14 protein-coding genes are annotated in these 18347 nt (G+C 64.1%); all 14 read right to left on the minus strand.

The window, feature by feature from the left end; translation table 11 throughout:
- Positions 1 to 82: 82 nt before the first annotated feature.
- The 14 genes from argS to alr all read right to left on the minus strand — a co-directional run bounded on the left by argS (position 83) and on the right by alr (position 18340).
- Complete coding sequence (argS, locus tag NTZ43_07125) at positions 83 to 1762, minus strand: arginine--tRNA ligase (protein ID MCX5766976.1); 1680 nt, start codon at positions 1760 to 1762, stop codon at positions 83 to 85.
- Positions 1759 to 2157 (minus strand): zinc ribbon domain-containing protein, encoded by a 399-nt coding sequence (locus NTZ43_07130; GenBank protein ID MCX5766977.1) that lies wholly within the window; start codon positions 2155 to 2157, stop codon positions 1759 to 1761. The genes argS and NTZ43_07130 overlap by 4 nt, the downstream gene beginning before the upstream one ends.
- Before the next feature lie 104 nt (positions 2158 to 2261).
- Positions 2262 to 3836, minus strand: a complete 1575-nt coding sequence (locus tag NTZ43_07135) for a methylmalonyl-CoA mutase family protein (protein ID MCX5766978.1) — start codon at positions 3834 to 3836, stop codon at positions 2262 to 2264.
- A gap of 102 nt (positions 3837 to 3938) precedes the next feature.
- Positions 3939 to 4964 carry a class 1 fructose-bisphosphatase gene (fbp, locus tag NTZ43_07140; protein MCX5766979.1) on the minus strand — a complete coding sequence of 342 codons (1026 nt, stop codon included), beginning with the start codon at positions 4962 to 4964 and terminating at the stop codon, positions 3939 to 3941.
- 657 nt (positions 4965 to 5621) lie between these two features.
- Positions 5622 to 7685: a DNA internalization-related competence protein ComEC/Rec2 gene (locus NTZ43_07145; GenBank protein MCX5766980.1), complete on the minus strand. Its 2064-nt coding sequence runs from the start codon at positions 7683 to 7685 to the stop codon at positions 5622 to 5624.
- Between the two features lie 75 nt (positions 7686 to 7760).
- Positions 7761 to 9173 (minus strand): nitronate monooxygenase, encoded by a 1413-nt coding sequence (locus NTZ43_07150; GenBank protein MCX5766981.1) that lies wholly within the window; start codon positions 9171 to 9173, stop codon positions 7761 to 7763.
- Positions 9174 to 9435: 262 nt separating this feature from the next.
- The gene (gene miaB / locus NTZ43_07155) at positions 9436 to 10761 is read right to left on the minus strand and encodes a tRNA (N6-isopentenyl adenosine(37)-C2)-methylthiotransferase MiaB (protein ID MCX5766982.1); all 1326 of its coding nucleotides are present in this window, start codon (positions 10759 to 10761) and stop codon (positions 9436 to 9438) included.
- Between the two features lies 1 nt (position 10762).
- Complete coding sequence (locus NTZ43_07160; protein ID MCX5766983.1) at positions 10763 to 12076, minus strand: MiaB/RimO family radical SAM methylthiotransferase; 1314 nt, start codon at positions 12074 to 12076, stop codon at positions 10763 to 10765.
- The gene (locus NTZ43_07165) at positions 12073 to 13317 is read right to left on the minus strand and encodes a hybrid sensor histidine kinase/response regulator (GenBank protein ID MCX5766984.1); all 1245 of its coding nucleotides are present in this window, start codon (positions 13315 to 13317) and stop codon (positions 12073 to 12075) included. Before NTZ43_07165 ends, NTZ43_07160 begins: the two co-directional genes overlap by 4 nt.
- Positions 13281 to 14426 (minus strand): hypothetical protein, encoded by a 1146-nt coding sequence (locus NTZ43_07170; GenBank protein ID MCX5766985.1) that lies wholly within the window; start codon positions 14424 to 14426, stop codon positions 13281 to 13283. The genes NTZ43_07165 and NTZ43_07170 overlap by 37 nt, the downstream gene beginning before the upstream one ends.
- On the minus strand, positions 14426 to 15610 hold the full coding sequence (locus NTZ43_07175; protein ID MCX5766986.1) for a hypothetical protein: 1185 nt from the start codon (positions 15608 to 15610) through the stop codon (positions 14426 to 14428). Before NTZ43_07175 ends, NTZ43_07170 begins: the two co-directional genes overlap by 1 nt.
- Positions 15611 to 15699: 89 nt before the next feature.
- The gene (cdd, locus tag NTZ43_07180; GenBank protein MCX5766987.1) at positions 15700 to 16092 is read right to left on the minus strand and encodes a cytidine deaminase; all 393 of its coding nucleotides are present in this window, start codon (positions 16090 to 16092) and stop codon (positions 15700 to 15702) included.
- Positions 16093 to 16097: 5 nt separating this feature from the next.
- The gene (locus NTZ43_07185) at positions 16098 to 17267 is read right to left on the minus strand and encodes a phosphopentomutase (protein ID MCX5766988.1); all 1170 of its coding nucleotides are present in this window, start codon (positions 17265 to 17267) and stop codon (positions 16098 to 16100) included.
- Entirely contained in the window at positions 17264 to 18340 is a 1077-nt protein-coding gene (gene alr / locus NTZ43_07190; protein MCX5766989.1) for an alanine racemase, read from the minus strand. Before alr ends, NTZ43_07185 begins: the two co-directional genes overlap by 4 nt.
- Positions 18341 to 18347: the final 7 nt, after the last annotated feature.

An 18347-nucleotide genomic window follows, 5' to 3' on the forward strand; every position in this document is an offset into this window, starting at 1 on the left:
TGGTGAACTACAAAACACGTTGACGGTTTACCGTTAACCGTTAACGGTGAACCGTTAACGACTGACAACCTCTGCATTTCTACTACATCCGCTCCGGCGCCGACAGGCCGAGTACCGCTAATCCATTCTGCAACACAATGCGCGCGGCCTTGGCCAGCACGAGCCGCGCCTTGGTGATGTGCTCCGGTTCGCCCAACACGTGGTGCTTATGGTACCAGGTGTGGATGAGCCGCGTGATCTCAAGCAGATACGCCGCCACGCGGTGCGGCTCGAGCGAGTCGGCCGCACCCGCCAACAGGCGCGGCCAATCGAGCAGCGCCTTAATGAGCTCGCGCTCTTCCGGCTCTGAGAGACAGTCCCACTGCACACCCTCACCGGTAACAGTCGCCGCGTCGATTTCACCCACGCGGAAAATGCCGCTAAGGCGCGCGTGCGCCATCTGGATGTAATACACCGGATTGTCTTCGGACTGCGAGCGGGCGAGGTCCACATCAAAGACGAGCTGACTGTCGCCTTTTCGCATCAGGAAGAAATAGCGCACAGCATCGCGCCCCACTTCGTCAATCAAATCACGAACGGTGACATAGCTGCCGGCGCGTTTGGAAATCTTCACTTCCTCGCCGCCCTTCATCACCGTCACCATCTGGTGCAGCACGTATTCCGGATAGCCCTTGGGAATGCCGATCTCCAACGCCTGCAAACCGGCGCGCACGCGCGTCACGGTGCTGTGATGATCGGCGCCCTGCACATTGATGGCGCGCTGAAAGCCGCGCTGCCACTTCACCACGTGGTACGCGACGTCCGGCAGGAAATACGTATAGGTGCCGTCGCGCTTGCGCATCACGCGGTCTTTATCGTCACCAAAATCCGTGGTGCGCAAAAAGAGCGCGTCGTCCTGCTCAAACGTGTGCCCCGCCTTATTGAGCGCGGCGACGGTTTCCTCGACCTTGCCGTCGGAATACAACGACGACTCGAGGTAATGGACGTCAAAGGTGACGCCGAATGCTTTGAGATCGAGGTCTTGCTCACCGCGCAGATACGCCACAGAAAACTTGCGAACGTCATCGCGCAGATCGAGATCGGCATCCCACGAGGCCGCGAGTCGGGCCCGCGCCGCCGGCACATCAATGCCCCACTGCGCGGCCTTCGCGCTGAGGTACTCCCCCGCCATCTCCGTGATGTAGGTGCCGTGATAGGCATCTTCGGGAAGCTCGCGTTCCACCGCGCGCAAAAACACGCTCTCGCTGAGCCGCTGAATCTGCACGCCACCATCGTTGTAATAGAACTCGCGGGTGACGTCCCATCCTTCGGCCGTGAGCAACGCCGCAATCGCGTCGCCGAGCGCGGCCTGACGACCGTGGCCAACATGGAGCGGCCCCGTGGGATTCGCCGAGACAAACTCAATGTTGACCGGCGCGTTCTGCTTAGTGTTCGCGTGGCCGTATTTCGCGCCCTGCGTGAGAATCGTCGCGAGCGACGATGCCAGCGATCCCGAGGCAATGCGGAAGTTGATGAAGCCAGGACCCGCGATGCTCACTTCGGCCACGCCCGCATTCGCGAGGTTCAACGCCTCAACGAGCGACTTCGCAATGTCCGCTGGTTTCTGCTTGAGCGCTTTAGCGAGTGTCATGGCCACGTTGGTGGCCCAGTCGCCGTGCGACGGATCACGCGGACGTTCGATGACGACCACGACATCGTCCGGCGCGCCGATCGCGCGCGCGGCGCGGGTCAGCTCGTCACGTAAAGCGGTGGCGCCGTTCATTCCGAACCGCCGGATGGCTTTGACGGTTTTGATGACTTTGGAGCAGTGGGCGCGGGCGTGGAAGCCGGCGCAGCCGGTGCGGCGGAAGGACCCGAGGCGGACGACGCGCTCGAATCCGTTGATGTCGACGAAGACGCTTGCGTGGACGACGAGGAAGACGGTGATGCCTTGGATGCCGCGTCAGACGCCGTGCGCTGATCCTTCTTTCCGTCCTTGCCGTAATCCGTGATATAGAAGCCGGATCCCTTGAACAGCAGTCCGCCACCGGCCGAAATGCGACGCTCGGCGGTTTTGCCGCAAACCGGACAGGGAAGCGTGGCCTGCGACATGCTGATCTTGAGGATCAGTTTGTCGAAATCGTGGCCTTCTGGGCAGCGATACTCGTAGGTTGGCATTCGGCTTGAAAGGGTCAGGGCGTAGCCTGTTAAATCTAACCCTTCAAACGAGTTGGTTCAATCGCAGCGGCAGGTATTTTCGCCCGAAAACAGCCGGAAATCCCCTACGCCGGCCGATACCTGCCCCAGCTCCGTTCGAGCGTGTCGCTGATTTCCCCTACGGTCGCACGGGCGCGCACCGCAGAGATGATGAGGGGCATCAAAAGGGTCTCCGAGCGAGTCACCGCATACTCCAGCGCCTCGAGCGCCACCCGCACACTCTCAGCGCTCCGGCCCGCGCGCACCCCTTGCACTCGCGCAATCTGCTCGGCCTCGAGCCTCGAGTAATCCGGTGCCGGAATGATCGGCGGTAACTGACCATCGGCAAACTTGTTCACGCCCACAATCACTCGGCTCCCGGCTTCCACCGCGAGCTGATGGGCGTAGGCGCTGCGGCCGATTTCGTCCTGCATGAAGCCCGACTCAATAGCCTTGGCCGCGCCCCCCTGCTCCTCAACTTTTGCGAGCAACTCAAGCGTCTGGCGCTCCACCTCATTGGTGAGCGACTCCACATAGTACGAGCCGGCAAGCGGATCGACCGTGCTGGCAATCCCGCTCTCATACGCCACGATCTGCTGCGTGCGGAGCGCGAGCGTGGCCGCTTCGGCGGTCGGGAGCGCGAGCGCCTCGTCGTAGCCATTCGTGTGCAGTGACTGCGTGCCGCCGAGTGTGGCGGCGAGTGTTTGCACCGCCACGCGCACCACGTTGTTGAGCGGTTGCTGCGCCGTGAGCGTCACGCCACCCGTTTGCGTGTGAAAGCGCAGTTTGCAGCTCGCGTCGCTGGCGTTGAATCGCTCGCGCATGAGGCGCGCCCAGATGCGGCGCGCGGCGCGGAACTTCGCCACTTCTTCAAAGAGATCGCTGTGGCACGCAAAGAAAAACGAGAGCCGCGGCGCAAACTCGTCCACGGCGAGGCCGGCCGCGATCGCCCGTTCCACATACGCGAGGCCATCGGCAAAGGTGAAGGCCAGCTCCTGCACCGCAGTCGCGCCGGCTTCACGAATGTGATAACCGCTAATTGAGATGGGATTCCAATTGGGGACCTCTGCCGCACAGAATCGGAAGGTTTCGGCGATGAGGCTGAGGCTCGGCTCGGGCGGATACACGTAGGTGCCGCGTGCCACGTACTCTTTGAGAATGTCGTTCTGAATGGTGCCGCTCAGTTTGTCGCGGCTGATGCCCCGCTCCTCGGCGACCACCACATACATCGCCAGCAGCGTGCTCGCCGTGGCATTAATGGTCATACTGGTGGAGACTTTCTCGAGCGGAATGCCGTCGAGGAGCGTGTGCAGATCGTCCACGCTATCAATGGCCACGCCGACGCGCCCCACCTCACCCTGCGCGCGCGGCGAGTCGCTGTCGATTCCCATTTGCGTGGGAAGATCAAAGGCGACGCTCAGCCCAGTTTGGCCGGCGGCAAGCAGATGTTTGAATCGTGTGTTGGTTTCCTGGGCGGTCCCAAAGCCCGCGTACTGGCGCATGGTCCAGAGTCGCCCGCGGTACATCGAGGGCTGCACGCCGCGCGTGAACGGAAAAGCACCAGGCTCCCCCAGATCGCGGGGAAGGTCAATGGCAGCATCCGTCGGGTGATAGACCGCGGCAATCGGGATGCCCGCGGGAGAGACGACCGGTTCGGACATGGCTCGCTGGGAAAAGACGACAACCCGCAGGCACTGACGCGCCTACGGGTCGGAATCTAGGCCCCCGAGCGGGGCCGGGGAACTGCGGATGCGTCGTAAACGCTACGCGTGGCGATTTGTGGTTCCGGCGAGCATCTGGAGCGCGATGTCCACGTCAGCCTTGCTTCCTATATATAGAGGCGAACGTTGGTGCAGTTCGGTTGGCTTCACGTCGAGCAGACGTTGCACGCCGTCAATGGCGGCGCCCCCCGCCTGCTCGCAGATGAGCGCGAGTGGATTGCACTCATACAGCAGACGTAGTTTTCCGGATGGGCTCTTGGCGCTCACCGGATAGGCGAATACGCCGCCGCCCAGGAGGTTGCGATGGAAATCGGCGACGAGCGAACCGATGTAGCGCACGTTCATGGCCTCGCGCTTGCCGTCGAGTCCGCGGTAGCGGCGCATGAGCGCACGCACCGGCTCGGCCCAGTGCTGCTCGTACGCGTCGTTCACGGACAAGTACCGACCGTGCGCCGGGATTTTCATGTCGGGATGCGAGAGTAAAAACTCGCCGATCGACGGGTCGAGCGTGAAGCCGTGCACCCCCTGCCCCGTGGTATACACGAACATGGTGCTGGACCCGTACACGACGTAGCCTGCGGCGACCTGCTTGCGTCCTGGCTGCAGCATATCGTCGATGGTTCCATGGTCGCCCTTGGTGACGCGGCGCACCACGGAGAAGATCGTGCCGACTGGCACGTTCACGTCAATGTTCGAAGAGCCGTCGAGCGGATCGAAGAGCAATACATACTTCCCACGCTTGAACTGCTCAGGAATCGGAATGAGGTGTTCGACTTCCTCCGACGCCATGGCGCACAAGCGCCCCCCGTGGTCCATTGCCTTGAAAATGGTCTCGTGGGCAAAGAGGTCGAGCTTCTGCTGCATCTCGCCCTGCACATTCTCCGAACCCGCGGTACCGAGGATGTCGACCAAGCCGGCTCGGCGCACTTTACTGGCAATCATTTTCGCGGCAAGCGCGAGATCGCGGAGAATGCCGGAGAGGTCACCCGAGGCGTGCGGGTGTAGCGCTTCCTGTTCAATAATGAAGCGCTCGATCGTGACAACCGAGGTGTCGGTGTTGTGGACCACGCCAAATCTCCCGCAGAGGTTCGCCAGACTCAAGAAAAGTGAGGCCGTGGCAGGAAGTGGGGCAAGTGGAAGATACCTGACAACGCGCGGTCCATAGGCATTGACTCCGCGAGAGACCCATCAACGGCGGTGCGCGGCGGCGCGCGGCGGCGCGCCGATGAGGGTGCCGCTGCGGCACGTCCTCGCTGATACAGGGCAACCGAACGGCGGCTGCGGATGTTACTGACGCACGTTGATCATGCACGTTAATGATTCACCGGACCATGCACGTTGATCGCGCGCGTGACGCAAGCGAACTGATCACGACATTGATCGTACACGATACTCGCACGCGAAACTCATGCGCGATCCTTTCGCACAACATCCACGCACAACATCCACGCACAACATCCACGCACAACATCCACGCACAACATCCACGCACGATGCTCATGCGATTGCAATGTTTTAATACTTTGTGATTGACGTCACGCGCCGAACGCGCATCGTGTGCGAGCAACACACCGCACGGCGACTCCCTCAGACGTAGCGCGCATCGCGCACCGCCGTAACGGCGAAACGCGAAGGGCAGAGAGCCCCCCGGCCCCCCTACCCTCCGCGTTCGTCGTGCAGATACTGCAACTACACTACGCTGAGTAATATAGAACGTTGTATGCATTATGGCACCCACCACTCGCGCGCGCCAGCAATGCACTGCAACAATATTCCGTCCGTGCGCAGAATGATATTCCCTAACTGATCCGTGCGAAAAATTTCTGCGCCAATGTTTTGTAGTGCGTGCAACACATCGTCATCAGGATGTCGGTACATATTGTCCGCGCCGACCGAAATGAGTGCGACGCGCGGATGCACGTGGGATAAAAAGTCCCACGTTGTACTTGTGCGACTTCCATGGTGAGCCACTTTCAAGACATCCGCGACAAGTTGTCCGCCCCACTGCTCGACGAGTCGCGCTTCCTCCGCGGCCTCTGCATCGCCGGTGAACAGGAATCGGACGCGCCCATACCGAACCAGCACTACGGCGCTGGCCAAATTCGGGTCCTTGAGCGACGCCGTCCACGTTGAATCAGGCGCCAAAAAGGTCACGACGACCCCGTCCACGACGGTGGAATCCCCTGGATGCACGCGTCGCCACGCAATGCCGAGGCGCTGCGCGCTGGCCAGCGACGCCCGATACGGCTCGCTCCCACCGGCGAAGGCAGCGTCGTAATAGACCGACGGACGCAACGACTGCAACACCGAAGCCGCACCACCGGCGTGATCCGCATGCGGATGTGAAAGCGAGAACATCACCAACTCACCGCCTCGTCGGCGCAGATAGGGAATCACTGTACTGCGCCCGGCATCGCCGCCGCGCCACGCCCGCCCTGCATCAAACAACAACCATCGACCTGCCGGTGTACGAAACGCGATGGCATCTCCCTGCCCCACATCAATCATGTGGAGTTCGGCGAAACCGGTCGCTAGCGGCGGTGGCCACCACGCGGCCGCGGTCATCGCGGCGATCGCACATACGAGCGCGGGCGCTGCACGACGACTCGCCGCCGCCACAATCACCGCCGCACCCGCGATGCCGCAGCAGATGGCGACGGCCAATGAAGGAGCGACGATCAATGTGCCACCCGGGACTCGGGCACCGACAGCTGCCACGGTAATCAACGCGTGCAGCAGTGGACGCGTGGCATCCGCCGCAAGAGTAGCCGCAACACTCGCCGTGCCACACCACTGTGCGAGGAGCATCGAGAGAAAGAGCGCGGGCTGCAGCGCCGCGACCACGGGCCCCGCCGCAATATTGGTGAGCGGCGCGACGAGGCTGAGTCGCCCGAACGCCCACGCCACTAGCGGTGCTGTTGCGAATGTTGCGAGCGTCGACACGGCAAGATCGGTGACGAGCGCGCGCCGCCATCCGCGCCACTCACGCGGCAGGGTGCGGCGCGTCCACGTCTGCGCCGCGGTAAGGGCCGCGAACCCGGCAACGCTCAGCTGCCACCCGAGGTCGAGCACCACGTGTGGGTCAACCAACGGGATGGCCGCACCGATGGCGAGGGCGGCCCATGGTGACGTTGGGCGCTGCAGCGAACGGGAGAATGTCATGGCCGCGAGCATCGCCCCGCTGCGCACGGCGGGCGGCGGCGCTCCGATCGCCAAGACATACCATATAGTCACCGCGCACGCGGCCCAGCGCGCGCGCAGGCGTCCGAACCGCAGCGCGTCAAACAGCAGCAGCACCGCCCCCGCCACGATCGCCACGTGCAGGCCGGAAATCGAGAGCACGTGCACCAATCCACTGGCCGCGAAGCGATCGCGCAATTCCACCGGCACGGTGCGCATGTCGGCAATGAGCAAGGCCCGTGCGAGGGGCGCGTCGGATGCAAACACTGTGTCGAGCCGGAGTGCGGTCGCCTGCCTCCAGCGCGCCAGCGCGCCCTGCTCCTGCATCGGCAGATTGGGACAGGCCTGCGCGCCACGCGACGAACCGGCGGACGCTGGCCGCTGCGACGCGCACGCCGAATCGCGCGATGCGGCATCACGCGCCACGAAGAAGCCAAGGACGGCGATGAGTGCGAGGGCAACGCACGAGCGCGCGCCGACGTGCGCAAAGAGGCGGCCGATTACACCGACGGCGCCTGCTGCAATGAACGCTGAGGCCACCGTGAGTGCCGCAAACCCCAGCAGCAATCCGGCCGCATACACCGCCACCGCCCAAGCAATGAGGGGCACGACGGCAATCTGCCGTCGTGCCCCTCAGCCATCACCAGCGTCGCATTGCCGACGCCGTCATTCTATTGCGCTGCCTTAGACGATCGCGGCCGCTGCCGAGGTTCCGGCCATGATAAAGTCGACAACTTCGTCTGCCGAGTAGCCCGGGCGCCCGGCGAGCAGTTCGCGCACGACGTCCATTTCGGAGCCTGACGTAAGCAGCGGCGGCTCGGATCCCGCGTCACCACGCGACTGTCCGTGCCCAATGTTCGCCAACAGCCCGTTGCACAGGCAACGGCGGTGGTCGGTCTTGGCTTCTTCGCCGCCCTTCGCCACAAAATTATGGACTGGCTCTGCGGGGCAGCGGTAATCGATGCGGCCATCGTCGCGCGCGTATGCGGTGCGCAAATAGCCAAGATCGCAAATCCGCTCGCGCGCGGCACGGCGCGCTTCGTCCGGATCGTTCTGCATATGGAAGATTTTGAACGGATAATCCGTTGGCGAGGCCAGAGCGTCGGTGATCACCTCCACCTTGCCGCAGTTAACCGAGGCGAGCGCGCGCGTCCTCAGCTCTGGCTCAAGGCCCGACTCATTGCAGAAGGCGAAGAGGGTGCCAACCTGCACACCAGCGGCGCCGGCATCGAGTGCGCGTTGGAGCGCGCCGTGCGATCCCGTGCCGCCCGCCAGCCAGAACGGAAGGCCGATTTCGCGCATCTTCGAGAGATCCACGACATCGCGTTCGCCATAGACTGGCTCGTGGCGATCGTTGAGTTTCATGTCACCGCGCGGCGGCGCATTGTGTCCGCCAGCGGTTGGTCCTTCCACGACAAAGCCGTTGACCGCTCCCGTGGATTTGCGTGCCAGATTTGCGGCTAACGAACTCGCCGACACAATCGCCAGAAACTGCGGACGCTGCAGTGGCTCAAGCGACGCCGTCGACGCCCAGACGCGGGCCGGATCGAAGGTGAGCATTTCCACGCGCCCAGCCGCGAGGTGATCCACATCGAACCGCATTTCCGTGGCCTGATGCTGCGCAAGGGCGTCGAGGACGCCCGGGATTTCTTTGGGGATGCCAGCGCCCATCAACACCACATTCACGCCGGCCAGCATGGCGCCGTACAACGTGGCCATGTTGGGCATCTGCACTTTCGTGAGGAGGTTGATCCCCACGGGACCGTCGTGCCCTTCTTTGGCAAGCGACACTTCCACGAACGCGGACAGTGCGGCCACCTGCTCGCGGAAGGCGCTCACCCGCTGGCGCCACATCGGGAGCAGGGCGTACTGCGTCCCCGGGGCGATGCCGTCGGAGACAAAGAACTTCCTCAAGACTTCTTCCGCCACGCCAGGAATGGGGAACCGCGCCATGGCGCGGCGCATGTGCCCGTCCTGATCGCCGTCCTGCAGACGCCGTACGAGTAGCGTGTCGAGCACGGTCCCCGACACCACGCCAAGCTGGCCGCGACTCGCGACCGCGCGGGCGAGGCGCCAGTTGGAAACTCCCACTCCCATGCCTCCCTGAATCAATGAAGGGAGCGCTGTCTGCATGCATGCCTCAAGAGATGGGATTCGGACACAACCAAAAGCGCCGCAGGGCGGCGCCGAACGGAACCTTCCTAATTCTGACCTCTGGAACGCCTCGCCGCTACGGCAAAACGTCTCCAATTTCCACCGAAATTGCGCCCGTCAGGAGCGAACCAAGTCTAAAATCTGTCCAAAAGTCCGCCCAAGCACTCATTTGTGATGTTTCACCCACCGCATCGCAGACTGCGTGTCAGGCGGTCGGCAACGGCGCCCGCGTACTGACCGGCGTCCCCGTGAATGTGGATCCGGTGGTCCCGGTGAGCTCCACCGTCAGGTAGGAGCCGATCATCGACAGCGCCCCAGGGACGATAACCGTCTTGAAATCACGCGACCGGGCTTGGAGCATATCGCCGCCTTTGCGTGCCTCCTTCTCCACGAGCACTTCCATGCGCTCGCCGAGGCGCCGCATGTTTTTGTCGCGCGCAATGCCACGCACGGTTTGTAGCAGACGGTTGAAGCGCTCGTCCACCACCTCCGTGGGCACCAGCAGCTCCGCCGGCAGGCGCGTGGCCGGCGTTCCCTCGCGCATCGAGAACTTGAAGAGAAAGGCATCGTCAAAGGCCAACTCGCGCACGGCGCTGAGTGTCTCTTCAAACTCTTCGTCCGTTTCGCCCGGGAAGCCGACGATAATGTCCGTGGTCAGCCCGAGCCCCGGAATCGCCGCGCGAAGACGTGCGGCACAATCGAGGTACTCCTCGCGCGTGTAGCGACGGAGCATGCGCTTGAGTGTGCGCGTGGAGCCGCTCTGCATCGGGAGATGCACATGCTCGCACACGGTACTCACCTCAGCCATCGCGGCAATCACGCGATCGCTGAAGTCGTTGGGATGCGGACTCGTGAAACGCACGCGCCGGATTCCCTCCACCGCGCCCACGGCGCGCAAGAGATCGGCAAAGTCGTGAGTGCCATCGGTATACGAGTTGACCGTCTGCCCGAGCAGCACCACTTCCGACAATCCCTGTGCGACGACTTCGGCGGTCTCCCGCACCACATCGTCGAGCTGGCGGCTGCGCTCGGGCCCGCGCGTGTACGGCACGATGCAGTAGGTGCATCGGTAGTCGCAGCCGCGCTGTACGGGGATCCACGCCTTGACCCCCTCAAAGCGGCGCGCCTGAAAATCTTCGTAGTGCTCTTCGAGATCAAAATCGGTGGCCGTGAACCGTTCGCCCTTTTGCGCCGCTTCAATGAGATGCGGCAGCGACCGATACGCGTCGGGGCCCACCACGAGTGACACGCGGGTGTCGGTCTCGAGCAATCGAGTCCCGAGCCGCTGCGCCATACAGCCCGTGACACCGAGGATCGTGTCTTTTCCAATCTGCCGGCGCATTTCGCCGAGTCGGCCGATCACGCGTTGCTCCGCGTTTTCGCGAATGGCACAGGTGTTCACGAGCACCACATCGGCGCCTTCGGGACTGCTGACTGCGACGTAGCCTTCGGCAATGAGCTTGCCGAGCATCAGCTCGGAATCGCTCACATTCATTTGACAGCCGTAGGTTTCGATGTAGACAGTCGGCATGTCAGGACTGGAAGGCGAGAGTCGGAAGGACGCGCGAGGAGGTGAGTGCAGGGCTCACCTGACCGACCGACGCGGGAAGATCCGCGGGCCGCACGCTGAGCTGATCACCTTGTAACACGAGAGGGGCCGAGAACCGCGCCCGCCGCGGCGGTGCCGGCTCCGGCAACGCGACTGAAAGATAGTCCTCGGTGAGCCCTGTGCGGCGGTGGCCATCGCCAATGACCACAATATCCGCCACCTGTCCGTCTCGAGCGGCACGATGCGCGGCCCCAATGGTGGTCGCCAGCGCGCGCAACTCCGCGGCCCGTTGCCGCGAGACTCGCGCGTCCACGGGGTGAGGAAGTCGCGCTGCCGCGGTGCCAGGGCGCGCCGAATATGGGAACACGTGCAGAGAGGTGAACGGGAGCGACCGCACGAGGGCCATGGTGGCGTCGTGATCGGCGGCGGTCTCACCGGGGAACCCCGTCATGACATCGGCGCCGAGCGCAAAATGCGCGGCCTTCCCCGCGCGCGCGACGCGAGCCGCGATCCGCTCGACTGCCGCCGCATACGTGCCACCGGTGTACCAATGGCGCCCCATACGCTTGAGCACGGCATCGGCACCGCTCTGCAGCGGCGCGTGCAGATGCGGCGCCACGCGGCGTGGGTCGTCGGCAAACAGCTCGGCGAGTTGGTCGTCCACCTCGGTGGCTTCGATCGACGTCAGCCGAAAACGCACCGTTGGCACCTCGCGCACGAGCCGCGCCATGAGCGCGCCGAGCGTGGACCCGCGTTCACTTCCATACGACCCAATATGAATGCCGGTGATCACAATCTCCGGATGCGCCTCGGCCAGCGCGAGGGCTTCCCGCACGATAGCATCGGCGCTGCGCGAACGGTGCTCGCCGCGCGCGAGTGTGGTGGCGCAAAAGGTGCAGTGCTCGCCACAGCCATCTTGAATGCGTAGCAGAGCGCGCGCGCCGGTTTGCACGGCAGGGCGATCTTCCGCGCGCGCGCGATCGAGTCCGAGCGCAGCGGCAATCGCAGGGAGATCGGCGCCCGCCACGACGTGCGACACATTCGGGAGCGCGGCAATGGTCGCGCCACTGCGTGCCGCGGCACAGCCCATCACAATGGCTGGCTTCCGCGCGCCGCGCACCGCTCGTCGCAAATCCGCCTCAGCGTCGGCGGTAACCGTGCATGAGTTGAACACGACCACGTCGGCATCGGCAGCGGCGTCGACCACCTCGCCGCCGGACGCTTCGATCATGCCGCGCACCGCTTCGGTGTCGTACTGATTGGCGCGGCAGCCAAAGGTGCGCAGATGCACCTTCACGCGCGGGCCGCTCCATCGCGGGATGGCACGCGCGGCTCCACGGGCAGTTGCACGTAGAACGTACTTCCCTCGCCGTCTGCACTTTTCACCCAGATGCGACCGCCATGCGATTCCACGGCGAGGCGGCAGAAGGTGAGGCCGAGCCCGCTGCTCCGCACGCGGGGCGCATTGGGCGTTCGCACACGCTCGAACTTCCGGAAAATGATATCCTGGTATTCGGCAGGAATTCCGGGGCCGTTGTCGCTGATCGTAAAGAGAATGCCGCCGGCATCGGCGCGCGCCGTGAGCACGAGGTGCACCGGCCCCGCGGAGTGCGTGATGGCGTTCTGCACGAGATTCGAGAGAACGCGCTTCAGCAACACTTTGTCGGCCTGGAACACCGGCGCGTCATCGGCGCACTCTGTGGCGCTGGTGGCGCCCTCTTGCTGAAAGCGAAGCGACCAATCGTAGACAATCTCCGCGAGCAACGCGGGCGGCGCGATGGGCTCAGGGTTGAGCGTAATGGTTTGCTCTTCGATGCGCGCCACTTCGAGCAGGTCTTCGATCAACCCGAGCAGATCTTCGGCCTTCCCTTCCGCGTCCGAGAGTGCGCGTGCTTGCGGCTGGGCGAGTGCTCCAAAATCCCCGTCGCGCAACATTTCCATCGTCGCGAGAATGGAAGTGAGCGGCGTTTTGAGATCGTGCACAATCATCTTCATGAGATCGTCGCGCACTTTTTGCAGTTCACGCAAGCGGCGCAGGCTTTCTTCGAGCGCGTCGGTGGCGCCCTTCAGCTTGAGGAGCGCACGCACGCGCGCATTGAGGACGAGCCGATGGTGCGGCTTGGCGAGAAAATCATCGCCGCCCGCTTCAATGGCGCGCACGCGGTCCGCGGTCTCGCTGAGCGCCGTCACAAAGATGACGGGAATACGCGCCGTTCGAGGATCGCGCTTCAGTCGCCGACAGACCTCGAACCCGGCGTCGCGGTCATCGCCGCCGAGGTCGCCGACGGGCATCGAGACATCGAGAATGACGAGATCGGGACGGTGCTCCAGGCACGCCGCGATGGCCGACGGCCCATCGTGGGCCGTGACGGTGCGAAACCCCAGCGTTTCGAGCTGATCGACGAGCAGTTCGACGTTGGCCTCAACGTCATCCGCTACGAGGATGAGCGCCTCGCTTGCTTCACGGCCCGCGGCGGCGTCCATCGTTCCGCCGTCGGCCGTTAGGGACGGATCGAGAGCCCGACGCTCACGATCCACGCCGTCTCGTTGGCGCCGGTCGCGGTGCGGGTCGCGTGCTGGAGCCCAAGGTCCACCAAGGCATTTCGCGCCACGGGAATGCCGAGTCCACCGCTGTATGAGGTTTCCTTGACGGCCGCGTTGCGCACGGCAAACGGCAGCTCCCGCGAGCGCGTGCCAATACGCATGCCGATGTCACTGCCGTTGAGTTTGGGGCCCGCAATCTCCGCCCCGATGGAGATATCGGTCGCGTCCTGAATGCCGAGCCCGGCGGACCCGAGTCCCTTGAGATCGCTCCACCGCTCCTTGGCCCAGCGCACTGCGAAGGTGGACCCCGGAATACCATCGTACGCAAACGACGCACCAAGGCGCTGCGGAACATTGGCGCTTCCCAGCACTGTCGAATCACCCTGCCGAACGTTGAGTGATCCGCCAAAGCGGGCGTCAGCGGCAATGTTGAAGTGCTCGAAGGGCACGGCGACAAAGCCGATCGAGGTTCCCATGCCGCCGTATCCCACGACTCCCGACTGATTGAATCCACCGAAGCGGAGCGAGTCGTCGAACGTTCTGCCAATGACCGTGGTGTTATTGCCTGAAAAGGCGTGCAGGCCGATCCCGACGACGAAGCGCGGACTGAACGTCCACGCAAACGCACCGCGAATATCCGCAATACCGCCAAGACTCGACGCTTTGACGCGCGTGGGGAGGCGCTCGGCGCCAATCACCACGGTATCTGCGTATTCGTTGGACCAGGTGCGATCGAGAAAATTCGAATAGGAAAGTCCAAACGTGGCTTTCTCGTATGCTGCGCTGATCATGAAGATCGGAAAACGCGCGACCGTGACTTGCGAGGTACGTCCTGCCGTGACGGAGGTGCGGAACTCGGGGTCATACTGCACATAGACGGTGGACCGAAGCCCGGAACCAATGGACGCGGGGTTGATCGGTGACTGCGCATCAAAATCGGCGAGCGCTCCACCGGTGCCGAGCGTGCGCGTGCTAAACTGACCGCTCGGGAATCCAAACCCCTGCACGCTCAAGGAGCCCTGCGCGGCCACCACGGAGGAGCCGAACAGCACCGCCGCGGTCGTGCGCGCGGCAAGCCGGAAGAAAGGCAACGCGGCGCGCATCAAGGAACTCCGAAGGTGACGCGTGGGATATACGAAATGCGCATGGACGGCCGTACCGCGAGCGGCGCCGTGGTACCGAAAAACCGAATTTCCGAGGAGGCAAGCGATTCGCGCCCCGCACGCAACACGAGCGAGCGCGGCACCGAGTTGATCAGCACGGCCTGCGATCCCCAGAGGCGCACTAACCCGTACATCTCGATGGTGCGCTGCCCACTGTCGCGAGGAGACACGAGGAGCGAGTCGTAAATGCCGGTGCCGGCCGCGGCCAGCAGTGTGGAGGCGCGTCGCAGGTCGGTGACCTGCCCGCTCGCCAGCACCGGATGCGCGTGGATCGTCACCGTGTCATACCCACCGCCGAAGGCCACACGCTGCTGTGTGAGCCGCAACGTGGCGCGCACGATGGTGGTGGAATCCGTAATGCGCCGCGGGAGGTCGAAGCGCAGATACGCGCGGCGACCAGGCAATCCACCGATCGACATCGTGCCGGTTGGCACCGCGGGCATTTTGTATTTCGCAATCACCTGAAAGTCGAGCAGTTCGGCTTGAATATCCGGCTCCGCCAGCGGCGAGCTCGAATACGGCGTGACCACCAGCTTGGCGATGCTGCTGTCCTTGGTGCCGCGGTACGACAGCACCGGGGTGATCCCCGACTCGATGGTCTTGAGCACGAGTGCCACCGGCCCACTCCCATCAGCGCGAATCCCAATACGGAGGCGCCCCTTGGCGGCGATCTTCGCGAGCACGGCGGAGTCGGCCAACGGCACGCGCACGGTGTCGCCCACCGAATCCTTGGACAACGTGATCTGACCGATCAGGCGCGACCGAATGAACTTGGCGTTGAGGGCGGCGCTGCTCGTGTCCGACGCCGTGGAGTCATCCACATCGTAGAGCTCGAACCGCACCGACGCCGGCAACAACCGCGGATAGGTGGTGTCGACGACGAGTTTGAGTCGCGCCGAATCCACGTAGGCGATTGGGCGCGCCGTGTCGTTGACCACCGGGTAGTAGTACGTGAGCGAATCGTAGCGCACCACGCCGCGCGTTTCGACCGTGTCGCCACGCGTCGTGAGCAACATCCCGAGTTCATTCCCACGATCGGGGAAGCCGACGAACGTGCTGTCAAAGACCAGCACGGGATTGATGATCGTATCGCGCACGGCCACATCTTGCGACGGACAGAGCATGGGACACGTGTTACTCGTGGTCAGCGATTCGCCACAGGCGATTGCGCTAGACGCGAGCACCACGGCCAACAGAACGAACAGGCGACTTCTCATAGATGATGCAGGGACTGCGGAGTGAACGGATGCGGCAGCAGGTCGGCGAGCGACCAGCGCGCCTCCGCGCCCGAGGCGGTCATGCTGTGAATGTCCAGCGACGGCGCGAACTCCACCAACACCTGACGGCAAACGCCGCACGGCGGGGTGGGTACGTCCGCTTCGGTACAAATAACAATGCGATCAAACCCGCGATGCCCTGCTGCGACGGCCGCAGCCACGGCACCACGTTCGGCACAAATTCCGGACGGAAACGCGGAGTTCTCCACGTTGCACCCCACAAAGACCGAGCCGTCCGCGACCTGGAGCGCCGCTCCCACTCGAAACTGCGAGTAGGGCGCATACGCGCGGGTCATCGCCTCACGTGCAGCGTCGCGGAGCGCCACCATGCCGCTCACTGTGACACCACCAGCGGGAGGAACGAGCGGCCAGTCCCGCGGAACGACAGCCCCATCCAATCGGCCACCGTCGCCCCAAGATCAGCGAAGGTGTCCCGACGCCCAATGGCGCCGGCACGCACCTGCGGGCCGAGCACGAGCACCGGGACATTTTCCCGGGCGTGATCGGTGGAGGCGGTCGTTGGATCGTTGCCGTGGTCGGCGGTAATGAACAGCAGGTCGTCCTCGCGAAGGGCGGCAATAAGGCTCGGAAGCGCGGCGTCGAACTCCCGCAACGCTCTATAGAACCCCGGCACGTCGTTTCGGTGCCCAAATAGCTGGTCGAAATCTACAAGGTTGCCGAAGAGGAACCCACTTCCAGAGCCAATCCAGGCCAGAATTCGCTCGATTCCCTCGGCGTTACCTGTCGTATGCCCCCCCACGATCCCCCGGCGGGCAAAAAGGTCGTCCACCTTGCCCACCCCTGTCCGCTGGATTCCGGCCGCGGCCAAGGCATCAATCAGCGTCTCACCGAGCGGTTCCAGCGAGAAATCGCGCCGGTTTGGGGTGCGGCTCCAGCTCCCAGCGGCGCCCGTAAACGGGCGGGCGATGACGCGCGACACGTTGTGCGGGGCCACGAGCAGCTCCCGCGCTGTCTCGCACGCCGCATACAGCTCCGCCAGCGGTACCACGGACTCGTGCGCCGCTATCTGAAAAACAGAGTCCGCCGAGGTGTAGACAATCCATTTTCCGCTCTGCACGTGTTCGGCGCCACACTGTTCGAGCATCGCCGTGCCGCTCCCCGCCACATTGCCAATCACGCCGCGGCCCGTGCGGGCGGCAAAATCGTCAATGACGCTCTGCGGAAAACCCTGCGGATAGGTGGGAAAGGGTTCTTTGAGGCAGACACCAGCCAACTCCCAGTGGCCGGTGGTGCTGTCTTTTCCTGCGGATTTGGGCTCGAGCAATCCGTACGCGCCGATTGGGGGCACCGTGACGCTGATGCCGTCGAGCGGCGCAATGCGGCCAAGACCAGCAGCCTCGAGATTGGGGAGCGCCGCGCCGCCCACGGCGCGAGCCACGTTGCCGAGGGTGTGGCTTCCCACGTCCCCATAGTGCGCCGCATCACCGGCGGCGCCAATGCCGACGCCGTCGAGCACCACAATGAGCGCACGACGCGCGGTCACGCCGGCACTCGCGGCAAACGCTGACGGAGTCCGGTCAGCACTTCGTACGGCGAGAGTCCGCAGGCTGCGCCCACATCTTCCGCCGTGACGAGGGCATCACCATCGCGCCCCATGAGCGTGATCACATCTCCGAGCGAGCATGCCGTGCCCGTGACGTCGAGCATCGTCATGTCCATCGTGACGGTGCCGGCTACGCGCACGCGCGTGCCATGGAGTAGCGCCGTGCCTGCGTTGCCAAGCGAACGACGGTAGCCGTCGGCATACCCAACATTCACCGTGGCAAGGCGCGTGCGCTTTGCGGCGGTCCAGGTCGCACCGTAGCTGACGGTGTCGCCGGCATTGAGATCGTGCAGATCCACAATCCGCGCGCGCAGGTGCGCCACTGGCTCCGGTTGGAATGCGGCGCCGGCACCGCTCCCGATGCCGTACAGAAAGACACCCGGCCGCACGAGGTTCCACTCCGAGGGCGAGCGGCGAACAATGGCGCCGCTGTTTTCGCTGTGGAGCAATGGCGGCCGTGCGGGGAGCGCGCGGACCGCATCGCGGAACCGCCCCTCCTGCACCTCCATCGACCCGTTATCGTTTTCGGATGAGTGGAAGTGCGTGAATGCCCCAGCGGGAGGCGCGGTACGCGCCAACTCGGCGACCTCCGCCATGCGGTCCCAGCGAAGGCCGGCGCGCATCATCCCCGTGTCGATGGCGAGGTGCCAGTCGCCGCCGCCGCTCGCAATCCAAGCGCCAATCCGCTCGGCATCACCGAAGGTCGGGGTGAGCTTCGCGGCACGCAACAGGGCGAAGTCGAGTGGCAGGACCGGAGTAAACACCAGCACCGGACGGGTGATGCCGAGGTCGCGGAGTTCGCGCCCTTCGTCGGCGGTGGCCACGCCGTAGCCGAACGGTGCCACCGCCTCCAGCGCACGCACGACGGGGCCGACCCCCAGTCCATAGGCGTCGGCTTTCACCATCGGCAACAGCGGCACGCCGGCGTGAGCCGCGAGCCGCGTTCCGTTGCGCACAAGCGCGCCAAGATCGATGTCGATCCAGGCGCGCAACGAGTCAGAGGAAGGATTCATTGGTAAC

It is taken from the genome of Gemmatimonadota bacterium (genome assembly GCA_026387915.1).
GTDB lineage: Bacteria > Gemmatimonadota > Gemmatimonadetes > Gemmatimonadales > Gemmatimonadaceae > Fen-1231.